General features: G+C 59.7%; 20 protein-coding genes and 1 pseudogene. 10 read left to right on the top strand and 11 right to left on the bottom strand.

Translation table 11 applies throughout. The annotated features are described in order from the left end of the window. The first annotated feature begins 645 nt into the window (after positions 1-645). Positions 646-1,824, top strand: a complete 1,179-nt coding sequence (locus tag BX592_RS30255) for an MFS transporter (RefSeq protein WP_134196969.1) — start codon at positions 646-648, stop codon at positions 1,822-1,824. Positions 1,825-2,026: 202 nt separating this feature from the next. Here BX592_RS30255 and BX592_RS30250 read toward each other — a convergent pair whose 3' ends face one another. Together BX592_RS30250 and BX592_RS30245 are read right to left on the bottom strand one after the other, a co-directional pair. Beyond that, a complete protein-coding gene (locus BX592_RS30250; protein ID WP_134196968.1) occupies positions 2,027-2,797 on the bottom strand; it encodes an alpha/beta hydrolase family protein in 771 nt (256 codons plus the stop codon). A 544-nt stretch (positions 2,798-3,341) separates the two neighbouring features. Beyond that, positions 3,342-3,611, bottom strand: a complete 270-nt coding sequence (locus BX592_RS30245) for a DUF2818 family protein (RefSeq protein WP_134196967.1) — start codon at positions 3,609-3,611, stop codon at positions 3,342-3,344. A gap of 641 nt (positions 3,612-4,252) precedes the next feature. Between BX592_RS30245 and BX592_RS30240 the strand changes: the two genes are divergently transcribed. Beyond that, complete coding sequence (locus tag BX592_RS30240; protein ID WP_134196966.1) at positions 4,253-4,513, top strand: hypothetical protein; 261 nt, start codon at positions 4,253-4,255, stop codon at positions 4,511-4,513. A 300-nt stretch (positions 4,514-4,813) separates the two neighbouring features. Here BX592_RS30240 and BX592_RS30235 read toward each other — a convergent pair whose 3' ends face one another. Then, entirely contained in the window at positions 4,814-5,929 is a 1,116-nt protein-coding gene (locus BX592_RS30235; RefSeq protein WP_134196965.1) for a lactonase family protein, read from the bottom strand. Between the two features lie 592 nt (positions 5,930-6,521). Between BX592_RS30235 and BX592_RS30230 the strand changes: the two genes are divergently transcribed. Then, entirely contained in the window at positions 6,522-6,920 is a 399-nt protein-coding gene (locus BX592_RS30230; RefSeq protein WP_134196964.1) for a RidA family protein, read from the top strand. A 251-nt stretch (positions 6,921-7,171) separates the two neighbouring features. On the opposite strand, the gene BX592_RS30225 is transcribed toward BX592_RS30230, so the two are convergent. The 6 genes from BX592_RS30225 to BX592_RS30205 form a co-directional block, all read right to left on the bottom strand. Next, positions 7,172-8,656: a mechanosensitive ion channel family protein gene (locus tag BX592_RS30225; RefSeq protein WP_134196963.1), complete on the bottom strand. Its 1,485-nt coding sequence runs from the start codon at positions 8,654-8,656 to the stop codon at positions 7,172-7,174. A gap of 238 nt (positions 8,657-8,894) precedes the next feature. After that, the gene (locus tag BX592_RS30220; protein WP_166676512.1) at positions 8,895-10,733 is read right to left on the bottom strand and encodes a flavin monoamine oxidase family protein; all 1,839 of its coding nucleotides are present in this window, start codon (positions 10,731-10,733) and stop codon (positions 8,895-8,897) included. 336 nt (positions 10,734-11,069) lie between these two features. Further along, the gene (locus tag BX592_RS34085) at positions 11,070-11,240 is read right to left on the bottom strand and encodes a hypothetical protein (protein ID WP_166676511.1); all 171 of its coding nucleotides are present in this window, start codon (positions 11,238-11,240) and stop codon (positions 11,070-11,072) included. 109 nt (positions 11,241-11,349) lie between these two features. Further along, positions 11,350-12,060, bottom strand: a complete 711-nt coding sequence (locus BX592_RS30215) for an SDR family NAD(P)-dependent oxidoreductase (protein WP_134196961.1) — start codon at positions 12,058-12,060, stop codon at positions 11,350-11,352. Between the two features lie 57 nt (positions 12,061-12,117). Continuing rightward, complete coding sequence (locus BX592_RS30210) at positions 12,118-12,750, bottom strand: FMN-dependent NADH-azoreductase (protein ID WP_134196960.1); 633 nt, start codon at positions 12,748-12,750, stop codon at positions 12,118-12,120. Next, positions 12,747-12,944, bottom strand: coding sequence for a hypothetical protein (locus BX592_RS30205; RefSeq protein ID WP_134196959.1), 198 nt, complete (start codon positions 12,942-12,944; stop codon positions 12,747-12,749). The genes BX592_RS30210 and BX592_RS30205 overlap by 4 nt, the downstream gene beginning before the upstream one ends. Positions 12,945-13,268: 324 nt before the next feature. On the opposite strand from BX592_RS30205, the gene BX592_RS30200 reads away from it, so the two are divergent. Together BX592_RS30200 and BX592_RS30195 are read left to right on the top strand one after the other, a co-directional pair. Then, on the top strand, positions 13,269-14,705 hold the full coding sequence (locus BX592_RS30200) for a TldD/PmbA family protein (protein ID WP_134196958.1): 1,437 nt from the start codon (positions 13,269-13,271) through the stop codon (positions 14,703-14,705). Between the two features lie 8 nt (positions 14,706-14,713). Continuing rightward, positions 14,714-16,093, top strand: a complete 1,380-nt coding sequence (locus tag BX592_RS30195) for a TldD/PmbA family protein (RefSeq protein ID WP_134196974.1) — start codon at positions 14,714-14,716, stop codon at positions 16,091-16,093. 93 nt (positions 16,094-16,186) lie between these two features. On the opposite strand, the pseudogene BX592_RS34685 reads toward BX592_RS30195, so the two are convergent. Next, positions 16,187-16,345 (bottom strand): annotated as a pseudogene (locus BX592_RS34685) (PLP-dependent aminotransferase family protein); the annotation flags it as partial. Between the two features lie 306 nt (positions 16,346-16,651). On the opposite strand from BX592_RS34685, the gene BX592_RS30185 reads away from it, so the two are divergent. Both BX592_RS30185 and BX592_RS30180 read left to right on the top strand, forming a co-directional pair. Beyond that, the gene (locus BX592_RS30185; RefSeq protein WP_134196957.1) at positions 16,652-16,927 is read left to right on the top strand and encodes a hypothetical protein; all 276 of its coding nucleotides are present in this window, start codon (positions 16,652-16,654) and stop codon (positions 16,925-16,927) included. Continuing rightward, complete coding sequence (locus BX592_RS30180; protein WP_134196956.1) at positions 16,924-17,868, top strand: AraC family transcriptional regulator; 945 nt, start codon at positions 16,924-16,926, stop codon at positions 17,866-17,868. The genes BX592_RS30185 and BX592_RS30180 overlap by 4 nt, the downstream gene beginning before the upstream one ends. A gap of 40 nt (positions 17,869-17,908) precedes the next feature. On the opposite strand, the gene BX592_RS30175 is transcribed toward BX592_RS30180, so the two are convergent. Next, a complete protein-coding gene (locus tag BX592_RS30175; RefSeq protein WP_134196955.1) occupies positions 17,909-18,364 on the bottom strand; it encodes a DUF3788 domain-containing protein in 456 nt (151 codons plus the stop codon). An 840-nt stretch (positions 18,365-19,204) separates the two neighbouring features. Here BX592_RS30175 and BX592_RS30170 point away from each other — a divergent pair. From BX592_RS30170 to BX592_RS30160, 3 genes are all read left to right on the top strand, one after another. After that, on the top strand, positions 19,205-20,122 hold the full coding sequence (locus BX592_RS30170) for an NADP-dependent oxidoreductase (protein ID WP_134196954.1): 918 nt from the start codon (positions 19,205-19,207) through the stop codon (positions 20,120-20,122). 49 nt (positions 20,123-20,171) lie between these two features. Further along, positions 20,172-20,807: a nitroreductase family protein gene (locus tag BX592_RS30165; protein WP_134196953.1), complete on the top strand. Its 636-nt coding sequence runs from the start codon at positions 20,172-20,174 to the stop codon at positions 20,805-20,807. A 186-nt stretch (positions 20,808-20,993) separates the two neighbouring features. Next, positions 20,994-21,539, top strand: coding sequence for a carboxymuconolactone decarboxylase family protein (locus tag BX592_RS30160; RefSeq protein WP_134196952.1), 546 nt, complete (start codon positions 20,994-20,996; stop codon positions 21,537-21,539). Positions 21,540-21,607 lie beyond the last annotated feature (68 nt).

Here is a 21,607-nt window from a genome sequence, read left to right as displayed (position 1 = left end):
AGCGCATCGGCGATACGGGTTTGCAGGTCCCGCAGCCAGCTGCGCACAGCCGTCGCGTCGAAAGTTGAATCTGTCATCAGGTCCAGGTGCGCCGCATGCCATCTGGGCTGCGGACTATCGTTCGTCAAAAGGAAAATCCGGCGCAAGCCCAAGCGAGAAAGAGCAGCCGCGTCGGCTGATCACTTTGCCCGGCCGGATGAACGACAACGATACACCAGCCTCGTAACCTCACGCATCCGACACCTCGCCTGCGAACTCTGTGCTGTTTCCGATCGTAATCGACGCGGGCGATCCATGCATTTTGGCCTGCAGAAAATCGCCTTCACAACGATGCGATCTCGCCAAACATCAACGTGACACAGGGCAAGTTCGCATGCCCGTGCACTGCATGGCTCGCTTCAGAACACCGGCACGCCTGCGATTCCAGCCTCATACAAGCTCCGCGAGAAAACTTGAACTAGAATGCCCCTGTGTTTTTTACCGCTGCTACGTGATCGTGCGCGGCCGGCTTACTGCAATGTGCCGACGACACAGTTGATGCGTACCTGCTTCGTTCGTAACCTGCGCTGCGCCCCCCTTGTGTCCGCACCGCGCACCCACTTAGTCAAACCGCTAGTGCGTAATCCGTCTGTCACTTCCCCACGCATGAGCGCGTCCGAGTTGCGCGCGACCATGGCGCTTGCGTCGATCTTCGCGTTGCGCATGCTCGGGCTGTTCATGATCATGCCGGTGTTCTCGGTCTACGCGAAGACGATCCCCGGCGGCGACAACGTGCTGCTCGTTGGTATCGCGCTCGGCGCGTATGGCGTCACACAATCGCTGCTGTATATCTTTTATGGCTGGGTGTCGGACAAGGTGGGCCGCAAGCCCGTCATCGCGACCGGCCTGCTGATTTTCGCGCTCGGCAGCTTCGTTGCCGCGCTCGCGCATGACATGACGTGGATCATCGTCGGCCGGGTGATCCAGGGGATGGGCGCGGTGTCGTCCGCGGTGATCGCGTTTATCGCGGACCTGACTTCCGAGGAACATCGCACCAAAGCGATGGCGATGGTGGGCGGCAGTATCGGCATCTCGTTCGCGGTCGCGATTATCGGCGCGCCGATTGTGTTTCACTGGGTCGGCATGAGCGGCCTGTTCGCGCTGATCGGCGTGTTTTCCGTGCTGGCGGTCGGCGTCGTGCTGTGGGGCGTGCCCGACACGCCGAAGCCGGTGCATGTGCGCGCGCCGTTCGCCGAGGTGCTGCACAACGTCGAGTTGCTGCGGCTCAATTTCGGCGTGCTGGTGCTGCATGCGACGCAGACCGCGCTCTTTCTGGTCGTGCCGCGCATTCTCGAAGCGAACGGCCTGCCGGTGCGTTCGCACTGGATGGTGTATCTACCGGTGATGGCGCTGTCGTTCGTGATGATGGTTCCCGCGATCATCGTGGCCGAAAAGCGCGGCAAGATGAAAACGGTACTGGTCAGTGCGATTGCGCTTATCCTGATCGGCCAGTTACTGTTGGGCGCTGCACCGCATACCATAGCGATCGTCGCGGCGATCCTGTTCGTCTATTTTCTGGGCTTCAACATTCTCGAGGCGTCGCAGCCGTCGATGGTGTCGAAGCTCGCGCCCGGCACCCGCAAGGGGGCTGCGATGGGCGTCTACAACACCACGCAGTCGATCGGACTCGCGCTTGGTGGTGTGATCGGTGGCTGGCTGCTGAAAATCGATGGATCGAGCGCGGTGTTTTACGCGTGTTCGGGGCTTGTTTTGTGCTGGCTTGTCATCGCTGCAGGAATGAAATCGCGGCCGCCAAAACAATCGCAACCCGTCGAACCGGTGTAAGACGCTGATTGTGATCGGTATCGCACGCCGGCCGCATGCCACTGTCGCACGGCGGACGCGCACGCTCTCACGTGCGTCGTCCTCTGCCGCATGACGGCATACTCCACCTGGCATATCCATACCCTTCGCAACCGCATGACGCTTAAGGAACGCGACGGATGCGGTACATCGGCGCTTTCTGTTTACGCCCGGCAGCCGTCATTTAACGTTCTGCATCCCGACACCGGCTGGCCCATATGGATATCCTCGCTGCAGCATAGTCTGCATCTGCTCGGCCCGAGAGAAAGTGGTCAGCGTTGTCGAGAGAAATAAAGCTCTTAGGGTGCATCGCGACCGTAAAAATGTGCGCGGCATTCTCGATATCCACCACTTCGTCTAGCGGCGAATGCAGCACCAGCAGCGGAATTCGCAACCGGGCGATCCGCGATGCCATTTCGCGACGCGTCAGATCGCCGAAAAAACTCTGTCGCACTGCGAGCGGTCGGTCGGCCAGCAGTACCTCCGCATCGCCACGTGTATCAACAGTGTGAGAGCTTTGAAGCTCAAGCTGTTGCAGAACATGGCGGACATCAAAGGGCGCACCCAGCGTGGCCGCCGCAAGAATGCCCGGCATCTCGCCCGCGGCCATCAAGACGGCCGCGCCACCGAGGCTGTGGCCGATGAGAATGGAGGGTGACTTGCCGTCTCTGGTCATCGCGTCGCCGGCCGCTACCAGGTCTTCCACATCGGCGGCGAAAGTCGTGTCGGTAAAGCTTCGTCCACTATTTACCAATCCGGCAAAATGAAAGCGCAACACGCCGATACCACGAGCGGCCAACGCGCTTGCCAGGCGATTGGCAGCCCGACTGTCATTGCCGTACGTAAAGCAGTGGGCAAGTATGGCCCAACCTTGCGGCTGGCCGTCCGGCAAATCCAGTTTGCCCTCAAGCCGGTCGCCTCGCGCTCCGTGAAATTCGAAGGTTTGTGCAGTCATAAGTCGATACTCTCGTATTGTCGTGAACGTTTATGAGGTGCGTTGCAACATCAGAGTGTGTGATGCGATGCGGGCCCGGCAAAACGGCTTACTCGACGGGCAAGAAGTCAACGTCTGCGCACGAAGCGGCTCAAGTTATGCCTCTTTCGTCAGGGGTTTAAGAGCTTCCACTTTAAGCCTCCTCTGCCTCGATTTCGAGGCTAGCCTTACTCAATAAGACGCCGAAAAGGATCAACCAGACGATGCGGTCCGTGCTTCCTGCATGGCTGCGGAGCCCTTGGGCAGGGGAATACCTTCGCGCGGACGAGAGCGCAGCAATCAGCAGCGCTCGCCCGTTCAGACATCGGGCAAATGGGGGTGCGAGCGCCGGGACGCACGAGAGTAATTGCCTTCCCGCTGATCCGCGCGAGCGAATTGAAAGTGGCGACAGCCATCCGGCATCCGCTGGACGATCTCAATCAGATGGGCGCAATCGGAGGTGTCGAGGTCGAGAGAGTCGAGCGTCTTATGAAGATCAGTCGATAGTGGTTGCGCAATACCGACGTCACAAAAGGAACCGCCACACGAAACCCGGAAACGAGAACACGGTGAGCAGCGATACCGTGATGGCGTAGAATTGCCAGTTCTGGACAAATACGACACCCAGCCGGGCCTCAAGCGAGTAAGCAATCACGGCAAGAACTGCATAAGTCAAAGCGGATTCGGTTATGTAGACCCAGAACCGCTTACCTTGCCGAAGCGGAACAATGCCGAAAGCCCTATTAGTGACGAACGGCAGATTAGCAAGCGAAAGAGCCAATGCGAGAATAAACATCCGGAGGCTGACATATGGTGAGAATCAATAAATGGCGTCGTCTGCAATACGCTATGACGAAAACAAGGCGATCAGGGCTCACAACGAGATAGTCGCGCCCAATCCACACATCGCCCGTCGTCGACATTCGCGGTTTCCCAGTCTTAATTAGATTAAACCTTGGAACGGCGGTCAATATTCCGTTCGTATATCGAAGCACTCCGTGTGGTGTTCGAAGGCCATTTTCGGTGCAGGTGAGTGGTGCACGTCTTCAATGACATTGTCGCGTCATATTTCCGTCTGTTTTGTCATCTGACAGTTAGCAGACGGGAATGATCTGGATGGCGTCGGTGGTGGACGTTACCTTCATTTTTCTTCCGTTTTAAGCGAGCAGGCACCCTGTCGAATCCGGTGTATCCGGATTAAAGGCACCCCTATTGCGCAATCCGGGGAACGGGCTTCGATCTGCGCGGCTTCCCGCCGCCGGTGATGAAAACGCTGAGCGTGGAGACGGGCGAGCCAGTGTCGTCTAACGCACGTGAGCAGGAACCCGCAACAATGAATCTCGCCAGCGATGCTCATTCTCGAGCAACGGAACGACTACACTCAATCGTCAGATGCATACGAGATCGAACGCAGCAGATCCTTCCGGAGAGAAAGTCATGAAAATCCCGCAGATCATCGTCGCAAGCTTGCTGGCCATTCCGTCTGCCTTTGCGTTCGCGCAGTCCACGCCGCCATCGATCAACGACGACGTAAGGGCACAGATGACACAACAGCAGATGACCTATCGATATCCGGATCAAGCCGTTCAGACACAAGCCGCGATAAACGATGCCAAGCGGACCGGCCTGTTGCCGCATCAAATGGCCGAGATGAACATGGGTCGTTATTCGCTGTCAGTCGTGCGCCCGTCGTTTTGATTGGATCGGTCGCGTCCGACGATGCAAGCGTGATGTAACGTAGGCCGTATTGAATTCGTCACCCGCTCGAGCTGGACAACGCCAGCGCGACGATCAGGCAACCCGGACGCCACGCGAACGGGGCGTGGCGGGCCGGTGCTGCTTGCACGTGCGCCGGCTTCAAAGGTCGCGGATCAGGTGCGGCCCTACGGGTTCTTCTACGGGTAGTCGGCCCCGTATCCGCAGGGCGAGGTGGAACTCTCGGCAGCGGCGGCCCGGAACCGTTGCGGGGCTATCGACGGCCCCTTCGCACAGTCAACCTCAGCGCGCGGCGATTCCTTGCGCACCCGCGGGTAGTCCAGTCACAGACCCAATTGGGCTGAGCGTACCGTCAGCGGAAACGCGAAAGCCGGTGATGGCGCCGTTTCCTTCGCGCACATACAGGAACTTGCTGTTTTTGGTGAGCGCGAGATCAAACGGCGCAGTCAGCGCTGCGGCTGTCGCGTTCAGCACGCGGGTTGTACCATCCGCACCGATCTTCAGACTGCTAATCGTTTGGCTGCCGGCGTTTGCCGTGTAGCCAAAGCGGCCATCGCCCGTGGTAACAAGCCAGCATGGCGCATTTTGTCCCAACGGGACAGACCTGCTGATCGTCGTGAGGTGCCCGTTGTCTTCGACTTCATAGGAAGACACTGTTCCTGAACCCGCTTCAGCGACGATGTCATAGCCGCGATTAGTGACAGAGAACCCGAAGGGTGTCACGCCGTTTGATGGATGCTTCCGCGGGCCCGTCGTATAACCGGGCACGCCGACCTTGAACGTATCGATGAGCTGCGTTCCTTTCTCAGTGACGAGTATCTCGTCGCCGTCCGCGGTGAAACCGACCTGCGCCGGTTGAGCATTAGCGCCACCCGCTAGAGCTCGCCTCGAGTTCGGCAGCGGTACGAGACGCCTTCTGAACGCATCGATCAGATAGCCATTGATATTCGGTTCACGGCCGGCGGCGTTCACCACGTATGCGTCGAATCCCTTTACGGCGACGCTTACGGGCATTTGCCCACCGGAAGGCTCCCGGTCGAGCAGCGTCAACCGCGTTCCGTCGACCGCAAACATCGACACATCGTTGCTTCCCGCATTCACGGCGAAAAGGTAGCCCGAGCCAAGCGTCAAAGAACCCTGCGAGCCCAAAGGATCGGTTCCCGTGCCCGCCCCTTTGCCGCCGGTCGGGTAGGAAGCCTCGAATTTGAGGTTGCCGCTTGCGGACCGTGAGTAGACTAGAACGGAGTTCCCGGAGGGCTGGTTAGATAAAACATAGACAGCACCGCTAGATTCGGTCTCGGAGTCCGCATGTGCTGCGTTATCCATTGTTGCAAAGAGAGCGAACGTGATGATCGCACCGCGAAACCAGAACAGAGAACTCGACTGACGTCTTTCCATTACAGAATCTCCATGGTGTTCCGATGAACGGCAGCGGGACGCAACACTCCGGCGCAAACCCCGGAGATGGCTCGCCACCCACCACCCTAAGTTGAAGTACGGTTAAACGCTTGAGGCCGCGCGGATTCTCGCGGCAAGGCTCCACGTTCGGTGTAGACCAACGTAATACGGACGTGCGATAGATCACACCCGCGATTGGTCACGTGGATTTGTCGTTGGCTAATGCGGTAGCGGTGGGGGGCTGCTCTGCCGGACAATAGTATGTGTTCGGTCCCGGACATACAAAACTCAACGGGTATATCTTTTCTATCGCTGTGGCACGCGTGCTGATCGCACGCAGCAACACTTGCCCGGAATTCGTCCATACCGACGTATAGCAACGGTGTACTTCAACGCCGTGGACAACGGTCATCGTGGTCCTAGAATTGAGTGACCATTCCCGACGTTATCTTTTACAGGCACGAACACATTAGATGTGCTCAGTGCCCCAAAACCCGCAAGGCCAAAGGTTGTCGAGCCAGATCGTTAGGTCAGGCATTTTCACTGCGGTGGCTGATGGTCAACCGCCGCCTCACTTTTCACGGAGCAAATCATGACCAGCCGACAAGTCATTTCCCCGAACGCCCGGCAAGCTCTTTACAAAGACCATAGCTATTCGCCGGCTATCCGTGCAGGCGATCTGCTGTTTGTGTCCGGGCAGGTAGGCAGCCTCGAGGACGGCTCGCCCGAGCCCCATTTCGCCAAACAGGTTCAGCTTGCCTTCGACAATCTCGTTGCCGTGCTCGCGGCGGCGGGTTGTACGCTCGACGATGTCGTCGACGTCACCACGTTCCACACAGACCTGAAGGCGCAGTTCGAGGCCGTGCAGCCCATTCGCATCAACGCGTTCGGCAACGGACCTTTGCCGAACTGGACTGCCGTCGGCGTAACCTTCCTTTCCGGTTTCGACTTCGAAATCAAGGTTATCGCTCGTATCCCCGGATCGAACTAAGCGTTCGACGGGATGCTGCTATTTGCGCTTGATACCTGCATCCGCACGTTGCGCCAGCCTTGCCTGGCGCACACGATGTTCGCGTGTATCTTGCGTTCATCGGGGCTTGCGCATTGATGTCTGGCGTTGAAATCACGGGTGCGGTGCTTCGCATCTGATCGAGAAACATGACTGCCGCCGCGATTCCCGCGATGGCGACCATGCAACGAAAGCAGTCAGTCTTCATCTTCCACCTCTTCCAATAGCGGACTTCACCGGTCCCGAATGATGAAGTCGTGCAATAGCTGCAATCTTTCCAGCAGCCAGTCCGTGAAATCGCCCGATGGTCGCGGCATCGCCGGCGGGCTGCCGAAAATCGATTCGTCAACCGCCATCTGTCTCGCCAGCAGGCCACACATTCGTCTCGCAATCTCGGGATGCTCCTGAAGAACCGGCGTCAACGTCTCCTTGCTCAACAACAGCATCGTGACGGCCGTCAATGCCCGGATCGTCCCGTCGATCTTCGTGCCGACCAGGATGCCCGATTGACCGATCGAATCGCCCGGCGACATCCGGCGCACTTCCACTTCCCTTCCGTCCCGCGTGGCGGTCACCGAAGTCACGCCCTTCGCAACGATCTGCAGCGCCTGGTGCAACTCCATACACTCGCCGTCGCAACTCAGAACGACCTGGCCTGCTTGAAAGTCGCGTACCTCAAGGCTTTTCGCGAGCTCCATCAGTTGTCCATCGCCGAGTGTGTCGAGCATCTCCACACGACGCAAAAGACGCATCGTGGAGTCGGTATCGTTGACACGCGATGCCTCACCGACCAGCGGACGTAGCCTGATACCCGCCGCTTCGAGATGACGCTGCGCAAGATCGAGCAGCACATTGCGCGCATGACTCTTGGTTGAACGATCGTCGACGAACGCGACCAGTTCGTACTGGATCGAGTGCGGTGTCGCACGCAGTGCTTTAACGCGGGGTTCCGGAGATGCGAGAATGCAGGTGGCACCGATCGCGCTGTGCGTCAGTGCTTCGACAATCCGGCCAGCATGCTCGTCAGGTGCGATCTCAAGCAATAGCGACAAACCGTGTACACGCGCCGGGCGGCTCTGGTTCACGATGTTCGCTTTTGCCGCCACGCTATTCGGAATCACCACGGTATTGCCGTGCGGATTCATCAGCGTGGTTGCCCGCCAATTGCTTTCGATAACCTCTCCCTCAATCTCGCCAATGAATACCCAATCGCCTATCTCGAACGGTTCCGTCGCGTTCAGCACGACGCCTGAGAAGACGTCGCTCAACGTACTCTGTACGGCGAGGCCCAGCACGACCGCCACCGCGCCCGACGTGGCAAGCAGGCCTCGCACCGGCAGTTCCAGCACGTGCGCAATCGCCGCAACCCCGGCACCAACGAAAATCACCGCCCGGATGATGTCGCGGATCAGTTGTTCGCGGATCCATGCGCGCGGTAACGCCCTGCTCGCGAGAGTCGACGATGCCACGATGGCAAGGTGAAACCACCAGAGCAGCTCAACAAACCGGGAAAAGAAATAGACGAACCGAGGACCTGGAGGCGCAGGCTCGAACGGGTTCAGATTTGCGCCCAGCAACACCGCGGTGAGCGTGACGAATGACGCGAACCGGACCAACAAACGTGTGCGCTCGAACCTGCTCCCCAGAATACGCCACGCGGCGAAGTCCAGAATAAATACAGCCACGCCGAGTGCAATGTCAGTCTTAAGATGACCCATGATGCAAGTCAGAATTCTGCGTCAGCGTCTGCCTCGCGGCAGTATCCGTAGCGCCAGTCAAATCACGAACGGGCAGCAGCGATTCGTCTGCTTTTGCATGCGATGTCGACTGATGCACAACTCATGACATTACAGGTCAATCGACCCTCGTACGCAATATGCTTTAAAGACATCGGGGTAGAGGCTTGATATAGGACTTTATACTTTTGTATTTTTCAATTTTTTCGGTGTCCTGCCGTCACAACGTAAAGCGTTCTGTACTACGTTGCGGATACGCCGAGTCGAATGTGAACGGCGCGGAAAACGCGGCGTCGTGGTTTCGCAGCAGATGCAATACTGCATCGAGCGACATCCGCATCGCCGATTCGACCCAGCCACCGTCGATCGCATAGGCTTCTCCGGCAAGATACAGTTTCGACATCGCGCTGTGCGCCTCGTTATAGCGAAGGAGCGCGTGATTCGGCTGCGCAAACCCCGCTCGGTACATGCGCCCTGCTCCACGTATCGTCGGTTGCCGAAACCAGTGGATCACCGCGGACTGTCCTTCATCGACGTAATCCGACATCTTGCCGCCGATGCCGCTTTGCCTGAGCATCTGATCGAGCATGGCGATGCAGCGCGATACGAGCGCGGTGTCATTGGCTTCGCTTAGCAGGCTTTCGGACAGCTTGTCCCACGTGTAGCTCAGCAACAGCACACCTGGATCGGAAATACGAGGTGTCCTGACCGCGTACCCGTAGGTTGCTTCGAGAAAATTGTCGGCCGCAATCAGTTGTGGAATGTTCGATTTCTCCCAGTAACGAGCCTTCAACGCGACGTACACCTTCGAACTGGCGAGCCACTCGGACATGCGATCGCCGCCGACGACGTCTGGCGGCAACTCGCCGTCGGTGAATCCGATCATCCGGATGCCACACCGGTTGCCGGCCATCGGTGCCGTCAGTAGCACCGCATCGTAATAGCGCTGATGCGAGGAGCACTCGATACGCACCTCGTCTTCGACGCGCATGATCGATTGAACGGCGCTGCGCGTATATAGCCGTACACGGTATCGGTCGTCACGCGACGCGTCATATACGGAGATCGGCCCGATATGCTCACTTTCCACCGGAAAGTACAGCATCGCTTCAGCGACCGATTGCACGCCAAGATATCGTGGCGCGGCTAGCGAATTTCCGAGGCTATCCGTGAGCGATGTGTCACCGGCATGCGGTCCACCGGCGTGGTCGCCATCCGCGTCGAAGCGGCCTTGAATGAGTTGCAGATCATCGAAGAAGCCGAAGAAAAGCATCCGGAAGACGAGCATCGCGGAAAAGTCGAGATAGGCGGCCCATGGTCCTTCGCCAATACCCGCTCGCTCTAGAACGCAAAGCTCATCTTCACTCATGCCGGCACCGCCGAGCTTGCCCGTTGCACCGCGATCGTCCTGCGCGCGTGCCGGCGTCAGCATCACATTGCGAAAGCTGTCGCGCCAGTAGCGTTGCTCGAATGCGTGCCAGAAGGCTGGCCACTGCGGCGTGCCGAACGAGGCCCGCACCGCCGTCACGACGCGCGACGCGAAAAGCTCCCATTTTTGCCGCACGCTTTCCACCTCCGGCGCGACCGGCAAGATGCCGCCGCCCGCCTTCAGGTTGAACGCCGTAGCGCGCTCCGAGTAGACGCCAAACGAAACATCGGCGGTATCGGCTGTCGGAAACGGCTGCGAGGTCACACCAAATCTTTGCGTGTATTGCGCGAAGACCGCCGCCGGGCCAGTTGGTTGCGTGAACATCGGAATGCGCATCGCACCGAGTTCGAAGACGGTATGCTGCCCCTCCACCGGTTCCGAACGCAACCGTCCGCCGATGCGCTCGGACGCCTCGTAAATGTCGAGGTTTGTCACCCCGCAACGGAACAGTTCGTGAGCAGCGGTTAGCCCGGCGATGCCCGCGCCGACGATCGCGACGCGCAAGTCGGGCCGTGCATTCTTCGCGATACCGGCGTGCCGCGTATCGCGTAGTAGCCGCGAGAAGTCAAAATTGAAATCGGCGGGGGACGGATAGCCGACGCGCCAGGTGCCGGAGGGGATGCAGTTCATGCGCACTTTCATCGGTGACTGGTTGGAGGAAAAGAATCGACGCTCTCGCACCACGGGGCTATCGCGACTTCCGTCATGCTTGCGCTACTTAGGTTACCGGGATTGGAAGATCGTCGGACCCGCCTAAGCGCTTCGACGCCGATGCCCGCGAAGCGCCGTCGTGACGGCCGCGTATCGATCCAGCCACGCGTGTCTCTCCGCCGGAAATGACTAATCGATCAGGCGGGAGTTGGCATGGAAAACGATACGAGCGCTGCTGATCGAACCGGACACGACGTGTTTGCGCGGCGCCGGGCGGTACGATCAACGGTGGTTCGATTGTGGACGAACTACGTCCTACGGATAAGCACCAGGAACGGTCGCTTCGACTAGTGCATGTCGGCATGCGCCTGCGTGCCCATAGCCATACGCCGGTGCCCGCGTGTGCGCAATCTTTTCCGTCCAACTGAAACTCGACTCGATCGCGACTTCCAGCGAGAAGCCCTTGTAGTGATAGGTTCGTGACATTGAACTCTCAACCACGTTCACGCAGCGAAACCACCGCGCGCGTGCCAGTCCATCAACGCGCGCCCCAATACCGAAACCGATCGATCATGGCGATCATTGCGATCGCCGGCTAGTGGCCAGCACTTTGCCCGCCGTCGACGTGCAGGATCTCGCCCGTGATGAACGGTGCGGAATCGAGAAAGAGGATCGCGTCGGCGATATCGCTGGTTTCACCCAGGCGTCCGTTAGGGTTGAACGCGGCTAACGCTTCGTGAATTTCGGGCGGGTACATCGGCGTCTTGATGTGCCCCGGAGCGACGGCGTTCACGCGAATGCCCTTCTTCGCGTACTCGATTGCCAACGACCTCGTGGCGGCATTGATACCGCCCTTCGTCATCGCGGCGAGAACCGTGTAGACCCCACTCATTGCGACCTGGTCAACGCTGGCCGTGACGCTCACCACATGGCCGCCCGACTGCTTTTCCATCTCGGCGATCGCGCGCTGCGTGATGTGATAGAAGCCCGACAGGTTCACATTCATCACAGCCGCGTAGTCTTCTTCGGTGTGTTCGGTAAAAGGCTTTCCGATGTAGATGCCGGCGTTGTTCACCAGCGTATCGATCCGGCCAAATCGTGCGACGCCCTCCGAAATGACACGCTGTGCAGTTGCGGGGTCGCCGATGTCACCGGCAATGTTCAGGACGTTCTCGTCGTTAGACGGCTTGATTGACCGTGAGGTTGCGACAATGCAGTAGTCGAGCCGCCGGAAGGCCTCTACGACTTTCGCGCCGATGCCTTGCGACGCACCCGTGACGACAACGACCTTCCGTGATCTGCTCATGCTTCACCCCCTATCAATGTTGTTTCGCCTCAATGCCGATTGTCGGCGCACGAATACTCAAACGAGGCTCTGCACGAGGCCGACCATCGCCGGCTCGAGCGTCTTGACGAGTGAAACGCGAACTTCATTTGCCCGAGCTTCGTCGATAAACGCTGTGGCTTGCATCGTCACGTAATGGACTGTATTGAGACCGATGCAGCGGAATATGGCGGTCAGATACGGAGTCAGAAAATCGGGCTGATTGGCTCCGTCACCCGCGAACACACCACCTGACGTAATCCCGATGAATACCGGACGGTCCTGAAGCAATCCGACCTTGCCGGCTGGTGTTGATTTCATCGTGCGGTCGACACGGAGCACCTGGTCGATCCACGCCTTCAGGACGGACGGTACTGTGAAGTTGTTCATCGGCGTGCCGATCACAACGGCATCGGCGCGCTCGACCTCCTCAATGAGTTGCTCGGCCAGACGTAATTCGTCGGCGGACCGCCCCGCGGCGGCCAACGACGCGGGCGTGGCAAGCGCGGCGGCATACGCGGCGCCCGCATGAGGAATCGGTTCATATCCCAGATCCCGGCGAATAACACGCGCGTCGGGGAGGATCGTAAGAAGCTTTTCGACGACCGCTGCCGACAGTTGTCGACTGTGCGACTCCGGTCGCGGACTGCAATCGATGTGCAGGATATTCATACGACTGTCTCCGGCCGCTTCACGAAGCCATTGGCGGCATTGAGAACCGGTTCGCACTGGGTGAACCGGTTACGTTCGGTGATGATTTCAGATGTCGGCGTGTGGGTCGAGCCGTCGCAAGACGAGTCGTCACGCAACGCTGACGTCATGAAGCGTTGATTAAATGAAATCTCCGAAGACCGGTCAAGTTCCATTGGTATATGAACCTGATACTTTCCACGGAAATTTTCGACGATGATGAGACGGTTCGGGGCACTCCGTGTGCTATCGCGTTCAGTTCGAACTAACGCTCCGTCACGCATGCAATTCAGAATTTCGGCTACAGACAATGAGCCGGAATATCCTGCCTGATTGGAGCGTTCTTCAACGACTTATGGAAGCGGTGTCGCGTGTCACCCGTTCTTACGTTTACGCTTGCGTTTATCGTGGCGGTTAACGCGTGTCCTGCACTTTTCTTACACAGTCGTGCTCGCGGCCTCGGTGCCGCGGCGTCCGGCTACACGCGAGGAGAACTTCGCATGATCGAAGAACACTGGACCCTGGCCGCGCGCGGGTTGCGCGGCGCGGCCGATTTCTGGTCAGTGCGTTTCGTGGACGAACGCACGGACGACCACAGCGTGCGCAACGATATAGCGCTGCCGTCGCGTCACGTACGCGAGCGCGGAGCGATGGTCACGGCCTGGGTTGGCGCCGGCGCCGGCTACGCAGCGACAGCCAATCTATCGGCGGACGGCGTACAACGCGCGCTGGACATCGCCATCGCGCGGGCTCGGGCGTGCGCCGCGCACGCGCTGATCGATCATCGCGAGATAGCGCGGCCCGCGCACAGCGGCAGTTATGAGTCACCGAACGCGCGGGCGGCGCTGCCGTCACGACGTGAGTGGCTCGAGCGTCTTGCGCACGAATGTGCAGCGGCCCATGTCGATGCGCGCATCGTCGAGCGGGTCGCGGGCGTGCAGGTCACACAAAGCGACCAGCTTTACCTGAGCAGCGACGGCGTACGCATCGAACAACAGTTCCGCTTTCTGATGCCGAGTCTGTCCGCGGTCGCGCACGATGACGACGATACCCAGCAGCGCACGCTCAACGGAAACTTCGGCGCGCTCGCGCAGGGTGGCATCGAAGTTCTGGCGCGTTATGGCTTCGACGGTGCGGGCGCGCGCGTCGCCGACGAAGCACTGCAACTGCTCACCGCGCCGAACTGCCCGACCGGGCGGCGCGACCTGCTGCTGATGCCCGACCAGATGGCGCTGCAGATTCATGAGTCGATCGGTCATCCGCTCGAACTCGACCGCATTCTGGGCGACGAGCGCAACTTCGCCGGATGGAGCTTCGTGAAGCCCGAGATGTTCGGCCACTACCAGTACGGCTCCGCGCTGCTGAATGTCACTTTCGATCCGGAGCTGCGTGAAGAGGCCGCCGCCTATGCATTCGACGATGATGGCAATACAGCCAGCAAGCAATATCTGATTCGTGCGGGCGTACTCGAGCGCGCACTCGGCAGCGCGCTCTCGCAGCAGCGCGCGGGCCTGCCGGGCGTCGCGAACTCGCGCGCAGCGGGCTGGAACCGGCCACCGATCGATCGCATGGCGAACCTCAACATCGAACCGGGTGACCAGTCGATCGACTCGATGATCGCGGGCATCGAGCACGGCATCCTGATGAAGACGAACACCTCGTGGTCGATCGACGATCATCGCAACAAGTTTCAGTTCGGCTGCGAGTTCGGCCAGCTGATTGAGCAGGGCAAGCTCACGCACGTCGTCAAGCGACCGGGCTACCGCGGCATTTCCGCGAGCTTCTGGCGCAGTCTCGCGGCGGTCGGCGATGCCTCCACGCGCAAAGTCTACGGCACGACGATGTGCGGCAAGGGCGAACCCGGGCAGGTGATCCGCGTGGGCCACGCGTCTCCCGCGTGCGTGTTTTCGGATGTCGAAGTGTTTGGAGGCGTGTGATGGATGAGATGTTTATTGCGCACGGCGTCGAGCTGGCCGTTATTGTGCGCGGCGTCGACGCGTTCGACTGGCACGCGCACTTCACGCTGCTCGCCGACGCGATCGAACGCATGCGCCGGCCCGGCGAAACGGTGCTGAGTGTGTTTGCGGGCGAGCAGTCCGATTTCATCCGCTTCAACGCGGGCAAGGTGCGTCAGAGCGGCCAGGTCGAACAGGGGCGTCTTACGCTCCGGCTCGTGCAGGATGCGCGCCAGGCATACTCCACCCTTGATCTCAGCGGCAACGCGCACACCGACCTGAGCGACGTGTCCGACGCGCTCGCCGTACTGCGCGAGAGTCTGCTTGACGCACCCGACGACCCGCACCTGCTGTTCGACACTCGTGCGTGGACGAGCAGCACCCGCCGCGACGGCAAATTGCCCGATCCGCAGGCGCTCGTCGAACTCGTCGCGCGCTCGGCGCAGGGGCTGGATTTCGTGGGCTTTTACGCAGGCGGCGCGCTTTCGCGCGGCTTCGCGTCGACCACCGGCAGCCGCGGCTGGTACGAGGTCGAGAATTTCAACTTCAGCTGGTCGTTGTATCAACCGAACGGACTGGCGATCAAGACGACCTACGCGGGCGACGCCTGGGACGACGCCGTATTTGCACACAAGCTGCGCGAGGCAGCCGCGCGTCTACCGGTTCTATTGCGAACGCCTCGCGTACTGAAGCCCGGTGGCTATCGCGCCTGGCTCGCGCCCGCGGCGCTCACGGAACTCTTGCAGTCAGCCGCATCGGACGGCTTTTCGACGCGCGCCCAGACGTCTTCGACGAGTCCGCTCTACAAACTCAATACCGGGGCTGCGACATTCGACGCACGTGTGTCACTGGCGGAATCGCTCGAACTCGGCATTTCGCCGGCGTTCAACGACGATGGCTATCTGCGCGCGAGCGTGCCGCTGATCAGCGCGGGCCAAAGCGTGGGTCGGCTCACAAGTGCGCGTTCGGCGCGCGAGTATGGGCTCGAACCCAATGGCGCGTTACCGCAGGAAATGCCGACCTCGCTTGCGATGGCGGGTGGCGACCTCGCGCAGGACGATGTGCTCGCGCGGCTCGATACCGGGCTTTATATCGGCAACCTGTGGTATGTGAACTTGTCGGATCGCATGAATTGCCGGCTGACCGGTATGACGCGCTTCGCGACGTTCTGGGTGGAAGGCGGCGAGATTGTCGCGCCGATTCCCGCGATGCGCTTCGACGACACCCTGTATGGCCTGCTTGGCGATCGGCTCGAAGCACTCGGCGCGCGGACTGAGCTGATGCTGTCCAATTCGACATGGGGACAGCGCGCAACCGGCGGAGTGCAATTACCGGGCGCACTGGTGAAGTCGTTCGAGTTGGTGCTGTAGTGCTGCCGTGCGCGCACGCGTTGGCGCGCTCGCGCTGCACGATATTCTTCGTGCGCCCAAGTAACGCCTCTAACTGCGCGCTAGCAATAGCGGTAGTGCCATCGCATCCCACGCAATCTGCACGTCGGGCGCGCCGTCCGGGAGCCTGAGCAGTATCGCCAGACCTGCCCTGATTCATTGAGCGTCGTGCATTCCCAGCTGCTCGAAAACCGCATCGCGCTGCGCGGAATATGGACGCTTGAGCCGGCGGACAGCTTCGCGGTCCGGTCGACATGAATTTGCAGGTGTGAGTCCATATCCTTGGTATACATAAAAATGAAGGATCTTGGTTCTTATATTTGCACCGTCGAATGCTCAAAATTCACCGGTCAAGGCCGTGCAATCCGATCATGATCAGTCGTCTGATTCCGTCTTCACTTTACGTGACAGTGGCGATCTTCACGGTGTAGGCTCCGCCGCGCATCGCCCTGGCGAATTCGCGAAACGGAATTGCTAAACCACGGATTCCGGATTTGACAGCGCAAGCACGGGTCGTCTCAGCAGCCTCGGAAATAGCGCGTGGCGCGGTCGGGACGGCTTCGAATCGATCTCGCCGCTTTTTATCTCGGCATTTCAAACGGATTGTTCGTCACGCGCGGCTTTATCACTGCTTCCGGCGTCGCCGGGACTGCCGATGCGACGATCGCGATCGCATTGATTTTGCTGTTCTACACAATGGATGAATCAGGAATGGTGCAGTCGATCAGCACGCTGCTGTGCGGGCTACTGGTTATGCCGAAGCCCGCCGGTTCCGGACCAAACACCGCGTGGAGGAAAGGCAGGACGTCGCAATGATGCAGCTCTCCAGAATCTCCGCGACCGATCTGGACAGCCTGCTCACGCAACTGGATGTCAAAGTTTTTGACCTTGCCGAATGTCACGTAAATCGCGGCTGGCGCCTCACGTTTAGTCCGTCGAGGATGCCCGTCATGCTTTACAACCTCGGCGGTACCGGTGAACTCGTGGTGAGCGGCAATGCGCCAATCCGCTTCTCATCGCACATGCTGATTATCGCGCCGGCGGAGTGTCCATTTCACATTACTGCTTCCGATCCGGCGGGCCACATGCCGATGCGAAAAGTGATGGACTTGCAGCCTGGCGAAGCCGGTGAACGGGAGCACTACGCGGCGGAAAGCGACACGCCGGAAGTGATGCTTGTATGCGGCTATTTTCAGGCGATCTATGGGATAACAATCGGACTGTTCTCGGGACTGACATCGCCTATCGTCGAACAATTCGGTGTCGAAGACCGACTCGACCAGAAGCTGAAATCCGTCCTTGGAGAACTCGCGCGGCAGCAGGTCGGCGCCAGCGCGATGACGACGACGTTGCTCAAGCAAGTGCTTGTCATGTTGCTAAGGCGTTCGCTCACATCGACAAGGGTGTTAAGCGAGCGTTTCTCAATGCTAAGCGACCCTCAGATCGCACGCGCATTCTCGGAGATGGTCAATCGGCCCTGCGCGCCCCATTCGATCCGTTCGCTCGCGCAGCTGGCCGGCCTAGGCCGATCGTCGTTCATGATGCGCTTTGCCGAACTGATCGGCGAGTCGCCGATCGCCGTATTGCGTCAATTACGCATGCGACAGGCGGCGACGATGCTCGCTTCGAACGACCAACTCTCGATCGATCAGATTGCGTCTAACGTCGGCTATTCGGGTCGCAGCAGTTTCCTTCGGGCATTCCGGAAGGTGTACAACATGGACCCTTCCGAATATACGGAAATCGAACGACTGTAGTCGTACCCGTCCGGCGCGCGTCCTGGTCCTTCAGCGACATTCAATCGACTGATGACGGAGGGCGCTTCATACTCACAAGCTCGATCACTTCACGGCGATCGGCTGCGGATGAGATCGGAACCGTCAACCATTTCCCGTCAGGATAGGCTCGGGCTTCATCGTAGAGCTTGACCAGTTGAGGGCTCCATACGTAACGCCGCTCCTCGAACTTCGTCCGCTCTGCTTGCCCCAGCACCACCAGAACCGAAAACGACCTGTATGCCGGCATCAACGTGCAGAATGCCTTGGTCTTCTTGTAGCGCAGTGACCACCCGCGCTTCTTTCCGCCATAGAGCCAATCCGGTTCGAAAACACCCGGGTAGGATGTCTCGATCCAGCTCTGCAGCTCGGTCCAATGCTTGAACGCCGCCGCGCCGATCCAGTCGCGGATGGTGCGCTCATCGGGCGGCGCTGATTTGTCGGTGATCCTGTCGCCGATTTCGGGGGACTCTGTCATGTCACTTTCCTCTTCCTCTTCCTTTTCACGAATGGAATCGCGCTTTAGCGGACAATTTGTTCTAATCGGAGGCTGCAATGACTGCGACCTCAATAAAGCAACCAGGCGGTACTCGTACCGCCAGACTTCCTCACGCAACCGTGACGTGATGCGCCGCCTTCCGGCGCGAGACCGCGTTCGGGCACCCTTCTGACGCATTTTATCCACGCGTTAAATCCCGTTAGAAACGCTCTCGTATTGAGTCCATATACCTATGGAACGTTGACCGGCATCCTGAGATTTCATTTAATCGAAACGTACGAGCGATTTGCGTGAACACCGAAGGATCGGTAGATCGAGCGATGGCGCAGAGATGCGGGCGTCTGCCTGATGTGCGGTGTGGTTGGTCCGTCGCCTTGGATGTCAGGAACAGTGCCATGAGTATCGTCAGTGCCCTGAACCACTTGTCAGCCTCGTCGCATTGAGGCGTTTGTTGCAAACGACGGTGCGGGATCGAAGGGGATGCACAACCCTATCAAACCGCAATAGCTAGTGATACATACGATATCTACGCCTCGCTCGTCATATTGAATGGAACCGTTGGCTTCCTTCCATGAGACGGGTTTTGGAGCGAATCCCAACGCGCGTCTATCGTGCCCCTGAATCGACAAGCGACGCATAGCGTCGACGCTGTGTCGACGATCGCTGTAGCCCGGCAATAAGCGATCCGGCAAGCGAGGTCACGTCGACACCGGCAAAGGGCTACTTCACCTTCGCGTCCGGAAGCTGCCTGTGCCCCTTGGCATGAGATGCCGCATCGGCATTTCAATGCTGCAACATTTCACCAAGGAGAACATTTTCATGAAGGCGATCATTGTGACGGACCAGACCGCTGGAACCGCCGGGATGCAGCTGAAGGAGCGGCCCGAGCCGGAGGCAGCGATAAACGATGTCATCGTTCAGATTCATGCGGCGGGATTCACCTGGGATGAGCTGACGTGGCCTCCGACCTGGACCGATCGCCAGAACCGCGACCGGACACCGTCGATTCCCGGGCACGAACTGGCGGGCGTGGTGACCGCGCTCGGCTATGGCACGACGGGGCTGTCAGTCGGGCAACGCGTATTCGGTCTGACCGACTGGACTCGTGACGGCACACTGGCCGAGTACGCGGCCGTCGAGGCTCGCAATCTCGCGCCGCTGCCGGGCGACGTCGACTTCACGGTGGGCGCGAGCCTGCCGATGCCGGGCCTCACTGCATGGCAGGGGCTGTTCGACCACGGTCGCCTGCGGGCGGGGCAGAGCGTGCTCGTGCACGGTGCGGCAGGCGTAGTCGGGTCGATGGCAACCCAGCTTGCACGTGAGTTCGGCGCGTACGTCATCGGTACCGGACGCGCCGCGCAACGGCAGGCAGCGCTCGACTTCGGCGCGCAGGAGTTCATCGGCCTCGAGAACGATGCGTTGGAAGACGTCGGTGGCGTCGATCTGGTTTTCGATGTGTTTGGCGGTGACATCGTGAAGCGGTCTGCCGGCCTGATTCGAACCGGAGGCACGCTGGTCACTATCGCTGGGCCGACCGAGGCACGGCCTGCCGAAGGCCTGACGGTTGACTTCGTTGTCGAGTCCGATCGTGCACAGCTAGGTCAGATCGTTCAGCGGGTACGCGACGGACGGCTGAGGACGCATATCGGCAACGTGTCGAACCTCGACGAAGCCGTCGCGACCTTCAACGCACCCAAGCGGGTCAGCGGAAAGACGATCATCCGCATCCGTCCGTGAACCACTTAGTCGTGTATCTGAACCTATCCATTTACACGGAGGACTCCGCATGAAAAACGAAATCACCCTGACCAACGCGGTCATCGAATGCATCCTGAGCCGCACGTCCGTCAAATACTACGATCCTGCCGCCACTTTGAGCGACGACGAAATCCGCCAGCTGGTGCAAATCGGCACCACCGCGCCGACATCCTTCCACTTGCAGAACTGGCGCTTCATCGCCGTGCGTACACCTGAGGCCAAAGCACGGCTGCGTCCAATCGCCTGGAACCAGCCGTCGATCACGGATGCGGCCGTTACCTTCATCGTCTGCGGTCAACTGGCCGATTCCAGCGTGATACCGGATCGTCTTGCGCCGCTGGTGAAAGCGGGCGTGATGCCGGCAGCGACGGTGCCGGAATGGGAAATCCCCGCACGCGATATGTATATGGCGTTCCCGCAGCGCCAGCGCGACGAGGCACTACGCTCCGCGACCTTCGGCGCGGCGGCGATGATCTATGCGGCCCGCTCGCTAGGACTGGGTTCGACGCCGATGATCGGTTTCGATGCCGAAGCGGTGCACCGCGAGTTCGGACTGGGTAAGCACGAAATACCAGCGCTGTTGTTGGCGGTCGGTGCCGTGCGCTCGGGAAACTGGGCGCAGAAACCGCGCCGTCCGGTGGCCGAAGTGCTGGATCTCGTGTAGATGCATCGCTGCGGCGGTGCCGCGCTTAACCACCAGTTGGTGGAAGCGCGAGCACTCGCGAGGCTCCTCCCAACTGAAGGCCCGACCCGCTTTCACCGATGAGCGGGGCGCGTCCAGGTAACCCGGGGGAAGGCTCCCATATGCACTCCCCCCGATTTGTGGAACCTGTAACTTACGGAGAATACGATGCCCAGAATAGCGCTGCCCACGCCGGACCAGGTGCCGGCCGAATCGAAACCGACACTCGATGCATTCACCAAAAACATCGGGTTCACGCCGAACATGATGGCGGCCTTCGCGAAGAGCCCGATTGCGTTCAACTCATGGGCCACGCTGCTCGGCTCCTTGAGTAAGGCGCTCGACGTGAAAACGCGTGACAGTATCGGTCTCGCCGTCTCTGAAGTGAATGGCTGCAACTACTGCCTGACGGTTCACAGCTACACGGCGGAGCACATGGCGAGGCTGCCGGCCGATGAAATCATTCTCGCCCGCAAGGGTCATGCGACCGACCCGAAGCGCGATGCCGCGGTCCAGTTTGCGCGCAAGGTCATCGAGACGCGCGGCAAGGTCAGTGACGCCGACCTGAAAGCGGTCCGCGATGCGGGTCACACCGACGCAAACATCATGGAAATCATCGCGCTGGTGGCGCAGTACTCGATGACGAACTTTTTCAATAACGTGTTCGATCCCGAAAAGGACTTTCCCTCCGTTACGCCAGCCGGATCAATCTGAGCTCTTTCCGGTCGCATCGCTCATCTCGCGGTTTCCAGGCGCTCTGATGTGATGCGAACGTAACGCCA

Source organism: Paraburkholderia rhizosphaerae, assembly GCF_004366595.1.
Lineage (GTDB): Bacteria > Pseudomonadota > Gammaproteobacteria > Burkholderiales > Burkholderiaceae > Paraburkholderia > Paraburkholderia rhizosphaerae.
This window is presented reverse-complemented; position numbering and strand designations above follow the sequence as displayed.